9 protein-coding genes are annotated in these 12,421 nt (G+C 66.2%); 5 read left to right on the forward strand and 4 right to left on the reverse strand.

From position 1 onward, the window contains the following. Positions 1-64: 64 nt before the first annotated feature. Together AC1MDG_RS19585 and AC1MDG_RS19590 are read right to left on the reverse strand one after the other, a co-directional pair. Positions 65-358 carry a putative quinol monooxygenase gene (locus AC1MDG_RS19585; protein WP_479806194.1) on the reverse strand — a complete coding sequence of 98 codons (294 nt, stop codon included), beginning with the start codon at positions 356-358 and terminating at the stop codon, positions 65-67. Between the two features lie 72 nt (positions 359-430). Continuing rightward, positions 431-1,426, reverse strand: a complete 996-nt coding sequence (locus AC1MDG_RS19590; protein WP_479809147.1) for a LacI family DNA-binding transcriptional regulator — start codon at positions 1,424-1,426, stop codon at positions 431-433. A gap of 164 nt (positions 1,427-1,590) precedes the next feature. Here AC1MDG_RS19590 and AC1MDG_RS19595 point away from each other — a divergent pair, with 164 nt between their 5' ends. From AC1MDG_RS19595 to AC1MDG_RS19610, 4 genes are all read left to right on the forward strand, one after another. Beyond that, a complete protein-coding gene (locus AC1MDG_RS19595; RefSeq protein WP_479806196.1) occupies positions 1,591-2,709 on the forward strand; it encodes a substrate-binding domain-containing protein in 1,119 nt (372 codons plus the stop codon). Positions 2,710-2,819: 110 nt separating this feature from the next. After that, on the forward strand, positions 2,820-3,866 hold the full coding sequence (locus tag AC1MDG_RS19600; RefSeq protein ID WP_479806198.1) for an ABC transporter permease: 1,047 nt from the start codon (positions 2,820-2,822) through the stop codon (positions 3,864-3,866). Next, a complete protein-coding gene (locus tag AC1MDG_RS19605; protein ID WP_479806200.1) occupies positions 3,863-4,657 on the forward strand; it encodes an ATP-binding cassette domain-containing protein in 795 nt (264 codons plus the stop codon). The genes AC1MDG_RS19600 and AC1MDG_RS19605 overlap by 4 nt, the downstream gene beginning before the upstream one ends. Before the next feature lie 42 nt (positions 4,658-4,699). After that, positions 4,700-5,689: a carbohydrate kinase family protein gene (locus tag AC1MDG_RS19610; protein ID WP_479806202.1), complete on the forward strand. Its 990-nt coding sequence runs from the start codon at positions 4,700-4,702 to the stop codon at positions 5,687-5,689. Here AC1MDG_RS19610 and AC1MDG_RS19615 read toward each other — a convergent pair. Together AC1MDG_RS19615 and AC1MDG_RS19620 are read right to left on the reverse strand one after the other, a co-directional pair. Further along, positions 5,662-7,650 carry a glycoside hydrolase family 32 protein gene (locus AC1MDG_RS19615; protein WP_479806204.1) on the reverse strand — a complete coding sequence of 663 codons (1,989 nt, stop codon included), beginning with the start codon at positions 7,648-7,650 and terminating at the stop codon, positions 5,662-5,664. The genes AC1MDG_RS19610 and AC1MDG_RS19615 overlap by 28 nt on opposite strands. Before the next feature lie 168 nt (positions 7,651-7,818). Next, positions 7,819-8,715 carry a DMP19 family protein gene (locus AC1MDG_RS19620; RefSeq protein WP_479806206.1) on the reverse strand — a complete coding sequence of 299 codons (897 nt, stop codon included), beginning with the start codon at positions 8,713-8,715 and terminating at the stop codon, positions 7,819-7,821. 177 nt (positions 8,716-8,892) lie between these two features. On the opposite strand from AC1MDG_RS19620, the gene AC1MDG_RS19625 reads away from it, so the two are divergent. Continuing rightward, the gene (locus tag AC1MDG_RS19625; RefSeq protein ID WP_479806208.1) at positions 8,893-12,396 is read left to right on the forward strand and encodes a DEAD/DEAH box helicase; all 3,504 of its coding nucleotides are present in this window, start codon (positions 8,893-8,895) and stop codon (positions 12,394-12,396) included. Positions 12,397-12,421: the final 25 nt, after the last annotated feature.

The following is a 12,421-nucleotide window of genomic DNA, read 5'->3' on the forward strand; positions in this document are numbered from 1 at the left end:
CAACGGAAAGGACCGGTGCCCGCGGGATCCCCCGCGGGCACCGGTCCTCTCGCTCGCGGCCGCCTTAGTCCTGCGGCTGCAGCCAGGTCAGGACTGAACCGTCTTCTTCGATGTGGCGGACCAGCTCTCCGTTGAAAGCCGCACCGTAGTCCGCGCTGATGTGTTCCCGGAACGCGGCCTCGTCCCGGTACACCTCGAAAACGAAGTACTCCCTCGGGTTCGTCTCACGCGTGTAGGGCAGGAACAGTTCGTTGCCCGGTTCGCTGCGGACTTTCTCGGTGAGCTCGCGCATCATTTCGGCCACCCGGGCTTCGCTGCCGGGCTTGACCGTGAATTCGGCGTAAAGCGTTTTGGTCATGGTGCTCCCTTTCAAGGATGTGTTTGCATTTGGGCTCTGTTGGGCAAGGCAAAGGTGGACGAGGCCGGTTGCTCAGGACGGCGGGATCTCACCGGACCCCCGCCGGATGAGTTCCGACGGCACGATGTATGTTGTGGGGGCAATCCGGTCGCCGTCGATGCGGGCCAGCAGGCGCTCCGCAGCGAGCTTGCCTATCCGCTCCGGGTGCTGGGCAATAACGGTGATCCCCGGTTCCATCATGTCCGCCAGAGTGAAGTCGTCGAACCCCACCAGCGCCACGCGTTTGCTGGCACCCAGCTCCTTGAGCGCCCTCATCACTCCAAAAGTAACCAGGTTCTGACTGGAAAAAATGGCGGTGGGCGGGTCGTCGGAGGCCAGGAGCTCCCGTGCCGCCAGCCGCGCCGACTCCTCGTCATGCAGTCCTTCGCGGACGGGAACAGCTGACGTGGCGAGGCCGGCCCTCCCGAGTTCCTCGATGAATCCCTGCCTCCGCTCCCGCGCCGTCTGGATTTCGGTGCGGTCGCCCAGGTAGGCGAGCTTCCTGTGCCCGTGGGCCAGCAGATGAGAGGCCGCTGTAGCGGCACCGACTGCATTGTCCGTCACCACGGCATCGGCGTCGATGCCTACGGGTTCGCGGTCGATGAACACCATGGGCAGGTCCCGGGAGTGCCCCGGGATGACGTATGCCTGGCTCTTGGCAATCGGCGTCAGCACCAGGCCGTCCACCCGCCGGCCCAGGAATGCGGCGACAAGTGCTTTCTCACGCTGGGGATCGTCGTCCAGGCTGGCGGCGAACACCGCGATCCCGCGTTCAGCGAGTGAGTCCTCCAGCGCCCGGTGGATCTCTCCGCTGAATGGGTTGGACACGCTGGGCAGCAGCAGGCCTATGCTCAGCGTCTGCCGCCCGGTCCGCCGGAGGCTTCCCGCGGCCATGTCCAGCTGGTAGTTGAGCTGCTGGGAGGCCCTGAGTACCCGGAGCCGGGTGGACTCGGATACGCCCGGTTCATCGTTCATGACGCGCGACACCGTCTTGATGCCAACCCCGGCCAGCGCCGCCACATGGCGCATTGTGGGCCTGCCCTGCGTCGCCTCTGCCTGGTAACGATTAGACATCGTTGTCAAACCTCGTCCTTCATTATCGATTTATCCCTTGACTGTAACTTGTGAGCTTGGTTACATGTTCCATGACATCGTTGTCAGGCACAACTCGTGCCACGGAAACAGGAGATTCAATGTTGAGTTCCACAGCCCCACGGACCGTCGCTACCCGCTTGTTCGCCCTCGGCGCCGTCCTGACGCTCGGCACGCTCAGCCTGACGGCGTGCGGCGGAAACACCTCCTCCACCGGCTCCACCGGCGGTTCGTCGTCGGACAAGATCGGCGTCTCGCTGATCGTCAAGACCACCTCGAACCCGTTCTTCGTCTCCATGCAGGACGGCGCCAAGAAGGCCGCCGAATCCGGCGGCGTGGACCTCAAGCTGGCTGCCGGCAAGGCCGACGGCGACGAGGACACTCAGATCCAGGCCATCGAAAACGCCATCTCCAAGGGCGACAAGGGCATCTTGATCACCCCCAACGGCCCGTCCGTCGTCGACGCCCTCAAGAAGGCCAAGGACGCCGGGCTCTTCGTCATCGCACTGGACACTCCACCGGACCCGGCGGATGCGGCTGACATCACCTTCGCCACGGACAACTTCGCCGCCGGTGAACTCATCGGCAAGTGGACCGCGGCCCAGCTCGGCGGCAAGAAAGCCACCATCGCCCTCGTGGACCTCTTCGACGACAAGATTGTCTCGGTCGACTACAACCGCGACCAGGGCTTCCTCACCGGACTCGGCATCGACACCGCCGACGCGAAGAAGAACGGCGACGAGGCCAAGACCGGCAAGTACACCGGCGGCAAGGGCGGCGACTACGAGATCGTCGGCAGCCAGGCGTCCCAGGGCAACGAGGACGGCGGCCGCACGGCCATGGAAACCCTCCTCGCCAAGAACCCGAACATCAACGTTGTCTATACCATCAACGAACCTGCCGCTGCAGGCGCCTTCGAGGCACTGAAGTCCGCCGGCAAGGAAAAGGACGTCCTCATCGTCTCCATTGATGGCGGCTGCACCGGCGTCAACAACGTCAAGTCAGGTGTCATCGGCGCCACTGCACAGCAGTACCCGGTCAAAATGGCCGAACTGGGCGTGAAGGCCATTGTTGACCTGGCCAAGACCGGCAAGAAGCCCGCCAACTCCGAGGGCCTGGACTTCTACAACACCGGTGTCGAACTCGTCACTGACAAGCCGGCCGACGGCATCAAGAGCATCACCACCACCGCGGCATCCGATATCTGCTGGGGAAAGTAGCCACCCTGTTTCACTGAGTGCGGGGAGGTCGGAGCCCGTCGGGCCGCCCCGCACTTCATCTCCCGAGCTAGCTACGAGCTAGCAACCATCATCGAAGATCAGGACCTATCGTGACCCAGCAACAGACCGCCGGCCCGCCCAGCGCCGGGCATGCCGACCTGGCGGAGGAATTCCTCGACCGGCAGACGCCGCTTAGCCGGATACGCAACATCCTCCACCGTTACCCCGCCGTCAGCCCTGCCCTCGTCCTGCTCATTGCGGTGGTCGTGTTCGGACTGCTCAATGACAGGTTCCTACGGGTTGAAAACCTCTCCCTGATTACCCAGCAGGTCTCCGTCGTCGGCACCCTGGCCATCGCCCAGACCCTCATTATCCTCACGGCAGGCATCGACCTTTCCGTTGGGGCCGTCATGATCCTCTCCTCCATGGTCGTGGCCCAACTTGCCGTCAACAACGGACTCCCCGCGCCCGTCGCGCTGCTCGCAGGCCTGGTCATCGGACTCGCGGCCGGAGCCCTGAATGGGTTCCTGGTCACCAGGTTCCGGCTCCCCCCGTTCATCGTCACCCTGGGCACACTGAACATCTTCATCGCACTGACACTTCTCTACTCCAGCGGGACGACCGTGCGCGGCTCCGCAATGCCGGACATGCTGACCTGGACCGGAACCACCTTCCCGGTGGGCCCGGTGCGGATCTCCACCGGCGTCGTCGTGATGCTGCTGCTCTACATCGCCATCGCGTTCATCCTCGGCAAAACCGCCTGGGGACGGCACGTCTACGCCGTGGGCGACGACAAGGAAGCCGCCCGGCTGGCCGGTATCGCCGTAAACAAAGTCCTCATGAGCGTCTACCTCGCCGCCGGCGCCGTCCTGGCCATCGGCGCCTGGATCCAGATCGGCCGGACCAACGCCGCCAGCCCCAACGCCGGCGTGGACCTGAACCTGGACTCCATCACCGCCGTCGTCATCGGCGGAACCAGCCTCTTCGGCGGCCGCGGGTCCGTCTGGGGAACCCTTTTGGGCGCCCTGATCGTCGGTGTGTTCCGCAACGGCCTGTCGCTGGCCGGCCTGGATGTGCTCTACCAGACCCTCGCCGTGGGCGTCCTCATCATCCTCGCTGTGTCCATCGACCAGTGGATCCGAAAGGTGAAATCATGACTGCCACCCAATTCCAGCCTGCCAACACCGGGCTCCGCCAGCCCATCCTGCAGGCTAGGAACCTGGTCAAGACCTTCGGCCGCGTAGTGGGCCTGGACGGGGTCAGCCTCGACCTGTACCCCGGCGAAGTCCTGGCCATCATCGGTGACAACGGCGCCGGAAAGTCCACGCTCATCAAATGCCTCACCGGCGCCGAGATTCCGGACTCGGGCGAACTCATGGTTTCCGGCAAGCAGGTCCACTTCAAACGCCCGCAGGACGCCCGAGCGCACGGCATCGAAACGGTCTACCAGAACCTCGCGGTGTCCCCGGCACTCGACGTGGCCTCCAACCTCTTCCTGGGCCGAGAGGAACGCCTGCCCGGGCCGCTCGGCAAGATCTTCCGCGTCCTCGACACCAAAGGCATGCGCCGCAAGGCCAAGGAAGAGCTGACCCGGCTGGGCATTTCGACACTGCAGGACGTGACAGTGCCGGTGGAAAACCTTTCCGGTGGCCAGCGCCAGGCCGTCGCCGTAGCCCGGGCTGCGGCGTTCGGCTCCAAGGTGGTGGTCCTGGACGAGCCGACGGCGGCGCTCGGCGTGCGCGAATCCAACCAGGTTCTGCAACTGGTCCGGGACCTGCGGGACCGCGGGCTCCCCGTGATCCTGATCAGCCACAACATGCCGCACGTGTTCGATGTCGCGGACCGCATCCACATCCAGCGGCTAGGCAAGTGCGCGGCCACCATCACACCTCAGTCCCACAGCATGACCGACGCGGTGGCCATCATGACCGGCGCGGCCACGGCCTAACGCCCCCGCAGTATCCCCAACTCCGTCCACGAAAGAGACCAAATGTTCAACTCCGGTTCGCATCCCTCCACTGCCGAAAGCCTCGATGTCGTCGTCGTCGGCGAGGCGCTGATCGATGTCGTCAGCCGTCCCGACGGCAACGTGGAGCACCCCGGCGGCTCGCCGGCCAACGTCGCCTACGGGCTCGGTCGCCTGGGAGTCAGCGCCGGGCTGCTGACGGCAATCGGCGACGACGCCCGCGGGGCGGCGATCGAAGCCCATCTGTCCAGCGCGGGAGTGGTGCTCCTGCCGGGGGCCCGTTCCCTCGAACGCACTGCCTCGGCAACGGCCACAATTGCCGCGGACGGTTCGGCCAGCTACGTCTTCGACATTGACTGGCGGCTGAAGCCACTGGCGCCGGCCTATTTCCCGAAGGTCCTTCACACCGGCTCGATCGCCACCTTCCTGGCACCCGGCGCCGCCGCCGTCCGGACCCTGCTGGAGCAGGCACACCGGGACTGCATGGTCACCTACGACCCCAACATCAGGCCGGCCCTGCTCGGCAGCCACCGTGAAGCGAAGTCCCTCTTCGAGGAACTCGTCCCCCTGACCGACGTCGTCAAGCTCAGCGACGAAGACGCCCACTGGCTGTACCCGGGGCAGGACCTGGAGCAGACGGCGGAGAGGATCCTGGCCCTGGGTACCGGACTGGCTGTCATCACGGCCGGAGCCGAGGGGTCACTGCTCCGAGCAGCTGAGGGCAGCCTCCATATTCCGTCCGTGACCACGTCCGTAGCGGACACCATCGGCGCGGGGGACTCGTACATGGCCGCCCTGATCCTGGGGCTGCTGACCCGCGGCACCGCCGGGCTGGCCCCTTCCGTGCTTGAGGCCATCGGCCGGACAGCATCGGCGGCGGCCGCCATCACGGTAAGCCGTCCCGGCGCCAACCCCCCCACGCTCGACGAACTTCGGGCGGCGCAGGACGGGGCGGCCCAGGACCGGTCCGATCATCACGGGGCCGATCAGGACGCGGCGGCCATCGGCGTGTAGCTGAAGGACTTCAGCGTCAGCGTCCCGTCCTTGGCCAGCGCCTTCAGCCCCTTGGGTGCCCCGGCGGGGAAAACCAGTGACGATAAGGTCCGTTCGCCGCCGTTGACGAACACTTCCACAGAGCTGTAGTCCACGTAGACGGTCAGCTGGACACGGCCCTCGCGGGGTGCGGAGGCCGCCCGCCGGAGCACGCCGTAGTCGGGCGCGAGTCCGGCAGTTTCCCTGGCCGCGCCGTCCCGGGAGACGAAGGCGGTTTCCGATGCGAAGTCATAGCCCACCGTGGCGAAGACCCCGTTTTCGGCCAGCAGCTCCACCTTGGCCTCGGAGCCGTCGTCGCCCGCCGCGCGTTCGAGCGTCAGGTCGAGTCGGTACGCCCCGCCCGCCGAAGCGGGATGGCTCGTCGCGGGAAGCCCGGCTGCGCCGTCCGGCGTCAGTTTCCGGTCCTCCACGGTGGCAGTCTCCCCTTCCAGCGACTTCAACGCAGTGGTGGGCGTGGAGACGAGCGTGGGCTTTCCGGAGACTGTCTTCAGCCGGATATCCCTCACCACGGTGTCGGCGCCGCCGTGCCAGTCTTCGGTAGGCAGTTTGCGTGCGTAGGCCCAGTTGTTCAGCCAGGCGATGGCGTGGCGCGACCCCATGCGCTGGGCGTCGGTGAGCCGGGGGTCGTCCCAGGTCACTGCGGCATAGAAGTCAGAGCCGTCATCCAGCCACTGGTGCTTCTGGTCCGACGGCTCGAAGCGGGTCCCGTCCCACGTCCCGGTCCAGTAGGCGACGCCGGTGGACTTTCCCTCCTCGGCCCCGTTGGCGCTGGCAGCAAGCACCCAGGTCCTCTTGGCGGGATCGCCGTCGACGTCGAGCTGGAAGAGTTCGGGGCATTCAAGGATCCCCAGGCCCTTGCGTTCAAAGCCTGACAGGTAGCGCCACTCCTTCAGGTTGGCCGAGGCGTACAGGCCGATCTTTTCACCCTCCGCCAGGGCCATCACCCACTGGTTGTTCGCGTCATCACGGATGATCTTCGGGTCGCGCCAGTGCTGCTCCCCCGGGTTGTCCATCACGGGGTTCCCGTCGTAGGGCTTGAACGAATAGCCCTTGTCAGTGGAATAGAACAGCGACTGCCTTTGGACGCCGTCGTCCTGCTGGGTCATGACGGCGATGACGGCGCCTTTGCCGAACCCTGCTGAGTTCTCGTAATCCACCACGGCACTGCCGGTTTCAATGTCGCCCAGGCCGTTCTTGTACTTTTCAATGGCCACGCCCTCGTCTTTCCAGTGGACCAGGTCGGTGCTGGTGAGGTGGTACCACTCAGTGCCGTTCTGCTCCGGGTAGCCGGCGTTGTAGAGGTAGTAGTAGTGCCAGAGACCGTCCAGCCAGAACGGACGCTGGGGATCGTTCATCCAGTTTTCGCGCGGGGTGATGTGGTAGCTGGGCCGGTAGGAGGAGGCTCCGTCCGGCCGGGCGAACGCAGACTCCGCCGGCAGGGGCAGTTCCGGCCCGGCACCCAGGTCGGCCAGCATGGCCTCCACCGCGACAGGTGTGACACAGTCCGGGCGGGGAATGCCCGCGGCCCCTGCCCGCACTGCCTTTGCCTGTACACCGGAGTCCTGCCCGCTGGAACGGGTGAAGACGTCCTCCCCCACCCGGACGGCGGCAACCCATCCGTCGGCGCATTCAATGGCACGCAGGTCCGAGACGCCGTCGGTCCGCAACGGACGCGCCAGGTTTTCGAGGCTGCGGTCTCCTCCTGCCAGCCAGAACGAGCCATAGTGGCCGGAGTTTTTCTTGGCCTCGGCCTGGGCGTCAGCGACGTCGGCCAGTGCGTCATCCGCAGGCCCGGCCGCCTCAGGCTTCGGCCCCGAACCCACCACCATGGCCACCGCCACCAGCACGAGCGCCAAGGCAGCGGCCACCGCGGCCCACAGGGCCCGTGGCGTGAGTTTGCTGGGAAGAAACCTGAGCGACATGTCCACCGATCATCGTGATGCAGAAACGCCGGCGCCGGTATAAGCCGGCGCCGGCGTTTGTGCATGTTGGTCTGATTTCGCTCAATTTTACAGGTGGCGCACGGCCGCGTTGCCGCCGGGTGTCCTTCAGATGTCCCCCGGCGACCCGTCCGGGGTTGTGCGGGGACCCTAGGCGTCGGCCTCTTCGAACTCCACAGCGGCAACGATCTCCTTTGTTGCGGGGCTGATCATGTAGGCCTCCTCGTCCTCTTCCACCATGATGAAATCACCCCGGTCCGTGGTGAAGTGCCAAGCGAGGACGGTCTCGCCGTTGTGCTCGTAGTTGGGATCGCCCATGGTGATTTTCTGCAGCTCCTGGCCGGCGACGTCGCACAGTTCGCGGATGATCAGTTCGAACTCCGGCGCGTTCTCCAGGGCCTCCTCCGCCGCCTCGGCCTGGCGTTCGGCGAGGTTGGGGATCTGCGCCACGCGCTCGGCGATGTGCAGTTCCAACTGCTCATCGTCCAGGAGCAGCAGGCCGTCCTGGCCGCGGAGCCAGTTGGCATTGAGGGCCAGGATGTCCTCGGTCTCCAGCAGCGACTCGAAGGCGTCGTCGAGCTCTTCGAGGTCCCTGACCGCCTCCGGGGTGGCGGTCTCACCGTCGGCGTCTCCCAGCGCTTCCCCGTCGGCGTCCCCCAGCGCGTCCCCATCTGCGTCCCCGTCTAGGTAAGCGTCGGCGTCGTCCTCGGAGAGCGCGTCGAAGGCCGCGGCGGTGCGGTTGAACAGCGCCAGGTGGGCAACGGCACCCATGCCTTCCAGGCCTTCGCGGACGTAGGCGTCGATCTCTTCGCGTTCCGGAACCGTGAAGACGTACTGGGCGAAGCCTCCGGCCAGCGCCTGGGTGAGGTAGAAGTCGACGTAGTAGCTGCGCAGGGCGTTCGGCGCGATTTCCGGGGCGTCGAGGAGCTCCGCGTACATGGCGTTGACCACGGTCACGTTGGAGTCGACAACGTCCTCGTTGGCTGCCTCGGTGCTGTCGATTGCCAGGACGACGGGGTGCTTGCTGGCGGTCTGACCGGTGCTCATGGGAAATCCTCACTGCTGAAAGCGGGTGGTGCTCAGGACCCTTTCACGCTATTCGCCGGACCGGTCCGCAGGTTGAGGCGGAGTTGAACGTTGGGCGAAGTTTCAGGGCCTCTTCCGGCTCGGTAAGATGGATCAGATAACCTGCAGATTTTTGACCTGCTGAAAGTAGCGCGCACCATGCCATCCCAACCGGACGAGAGTGCGGCACTGGCAATACAGACCCCCGCGATCAACGACCGCTCCCTCGCGGCCGGACTCGCCTACGCCATGGGCAGCCGGGTCTCGGGGATCTCTTTTGATGCCGCCACCGGGCTGATGCTCGGCAAGGTCCGCGGCGGCTCGGACGCGCCCTATTCAACCACCGCGAAGCTGGTCCGCAAGGCGGGCGGCTGGAGCTGCACGGTGGGAGTGTGCAGCTGCCCGGTGCGCAAGGACTGCAAGCATGTGGCCGCGCTGCTGTTCGCGGCCGAGGACAGCCCGGCCATCCGCGTCCAGCTCCTGGCCCCGGCCGAGGCCACCCGCCTGTCCCGCGAACCCCTGGCGCAGGATATGCCGGACTGGGAGCAGGCGCTGGGCCCGCTGATTGCCCGGCCGGGAATCACCCCGTCCACCAACGGCATCCCGCTGGCGCTGCAGTTCGACATTGAAGAGCCGGCCCCGCACTTTTCCTACACCGGCCGGCGTGATCCGCTCCGCAGTGTCCGCCAGCTCAAGGCGCGCCCCGTGATCATGGGCGCCAAAGGAAAGTGGATCCGGGGCGACGTCTCCTGGAACACCCTGAGCTACCTGAATTACCGGCGTGAATGCAACGAGGCCCACGTGGAGTGGATGCAGGAATTCCTCGCGTCCCACACCGCGCTCGCCAACCGGCAGCACAATTCCACCGCGCCCTGGCTGGGGCTGAACACCTACGCCGGGAAGAACCTGTGGAGCCTGCTGGCCCAGGCCCGGAAGATCGGCGTCGCGCTGGTCCACGCCGGCAGCCAGGAGCCCGTCCGGTTCGTGGAGGAGCCGGCCTCGGTGGGGCTTAACCTGACCCGTTTCGGCATGTCCGGCGGGGAGACAGGCTCCGGTGCCGGCGCCGTTCCCGCCGTCGAACCTGCCGCCGTCGCACCTGCCGCCGCACCTGCCGCCGTCGCAACCGTGAAAACGTCCGACGACGGCGGGCTGACGCTTGCTCCCACCATCACCGTTGAAGGGGAAGTGGTTGATCCGGCGTCCGTGGGGACGATCGGCCGGCCGGCGCACGGGATCTTCCTGACGTCCGGAGCGGACGCCCTTCCCGGCACGGGCAACGGATCGATCATCACGCTGGCTCCCCTGGAAAGCGGCCTCAGCGAGGAACTCCTGACGTTCGTCACGGCCGGCAGCACCCTGCACATTCCGGCGCGGGACGAGACCCGCTTCCTCACCGGCTTCTACCCCAAGCTCAAGCAGGCAGCCCGCGTCACGGCGTCGGACGAGTCCGTGGAGCTGCCCACGCTGGCCGTGCCCACCTTGTCCCTGCTGGCCAACTACGGCGCCGACCACAAAGTCCGGCTGCACTGGGAATGGCACTACACGTCAGGGAACCTGGTCACGGCACAGCCGCTGTGGCGGCACCCGGGCGACCACGGCTACCGTGACGACCCCTCGGAGGCCCGCATCCTCGAGGCCGTGGGGCAGCCCTGGGAAGTTGTCCCCAAGCTGGGTGAATCCGCCACCGGCGGCTGGGGCACTCCGCGGCTGGCCGCCTCGGCCGAACTGAGCGGCCTGGACACCCTTGCCTTTACCGAGGAAGTGCTCCCCCGGCTCCGCAACACCCCGGACGTGGTGGTGGACACCTCAGGTGAGATCGCCGACTACCGGGAGGCCGAAGAAGCCCCCGTGGTGGCCATCTCCACCAAGGCCACGGACCAGCGAGACTGGTTCGATCTCGGGATCCAGATCTCCCTCGAAGGCCAGCCCGTTTCCTTCGCTGCCGTGTTCTCCGCCCTTGCCGCCGGCCAGACGAAGATGCTCCTGCCCAGCGGCGCCTACTTCTCGCTGGACCTTCAGGAACTCCATCAGCTGCGGGCCCTGATCGAGGAGGCCCGTTCCCTCCAGGACAACAAGGACGCGCCTCTGCAGATCAGCCGGTTCCAGGCCGGGCTCTGGGACGAACTGGCACACCTCGGCGTTGTGGACGAGCAGGCCGCCGCCTGGCGCGAGGCCGTGGGCGGGCTGCTGGAAGGCGGCATCAAGGGGCTGCCCCTGCCGGCGACCCTGAACGCCGAGCTTCGCCCGTACCAGCTGGAAGGCTTCAACTGGCTCAGCTTCCTTTACAAGCACGGGCTGGGCGGGGTGCTGGCGGACGACATGGGCCTGGGCAAAACCGTCCAGGCCCTCGCACTGGTCTGTGCTGCCAAGGAAGCCGCCGCGCCTGAGGGGACAGCGCCTGAGGGGACAGCGGCCGACGGCGCCGCACCCTTTCTCGTGGTGGCCCCCACCAGCGTGGTGGGCAACTGGGAAGCCGAAACCGCGCGGTTCGCTCCCGGACTGACCGTCCGCGCCATCGGCGAAACGTTCGCGAAGAACGGGGTGGACCCGGCCGAGGCCATGGCCGGCGCGGACATCGTGATTACCTCCTACGCCCTGTTCCGGATCGACTACGAGGCGTATGCCTCGCGGGAGTGGGCCGCCCTGGTGCTGGACGAGGCGCAGTTCGTCAAAAACCACCAGTCCAAGGCCTACCAGTGCGCGCGCAAGCTGCCGGCTGCGTTCAAGCTGGCCATCACCGGCACGCCGCTGGAAAACAACCTGATGGAATTCTGGGCGCTGACCTCGATTGTGGCGCCGGGCCTGTTCGCGAGTCCCAAGAGGTTCGCCGAGTACTACCAGAAGCCGGTGGAAAAGAACGGCGACAAGGGGCAGCTGGACAAGCTCCGCCGTCGTGTCCGTCCGCTCATGATGCGCCGCACCAAGGAACAGGTCATCCACGACCTGCCGCCCAAGCAGGAGCAGATCCTTGAGGTGGTGCTGAACCCGCGGCACCAGAAGGTGTACCAGACCCACCTGCAGCGGGAGCGCCAGAAGATCCTGGGCCTCATTGAAGACGTCAACAAGAACCGCTTCACCATTTTCCAGTCGCTCACCCTGCTCCGCCAGCTCAGCCTGGACGCATCGCTGGTGGACCCCTCCCTGTCCGGGGTCCGGTCCAGCAAGCTGGACGTGCTTTTCGAGCAGCTGGAGGACCTGGTCGCCGAGGGGCACCGGGCCCTGATTTTCAGCCAGTTCACCGGTTTCCTGGGCAAGGTCCGTGAACGGCTGATCGAGGAGAAGATCGAATTCTGCTATCTCGACGGCGGGACCCGCAACCGTTCGGACGTAGTGAACGAGTTCAAGAACGGCTCGGCCCCCGTTTTCCTGATCAGCCTGAAGGCCGGCGGCTTCGGCCTGAACCTGACCGAGGCGGACTATGTCTTCCTGCTGGATCCCTGGTGGAACCCGGCTTCCGAGGCGCAGGCGGTGGACCGTACCCACCGGATCGGCCAGGCCCGCAACGTCATGGTCTACCGGCTGGTTGCCAAGGACACCATCGAGGAAAAAGTCATGGCGTTGAAGGCCAAGAAGTCGCAGCTGTTCGCGGATGTCATGGAGGGCGATGCGCTTTCCGGCGGTTCCCTGACGGCCGAGGACCTGGCCGGCCTCTTCAACGACTGACGGGGACCGGGTCCCCGGTTCGGAA

This window comes from Arthrobacter sp. AIWTK1, assembly GCF_056680535.1.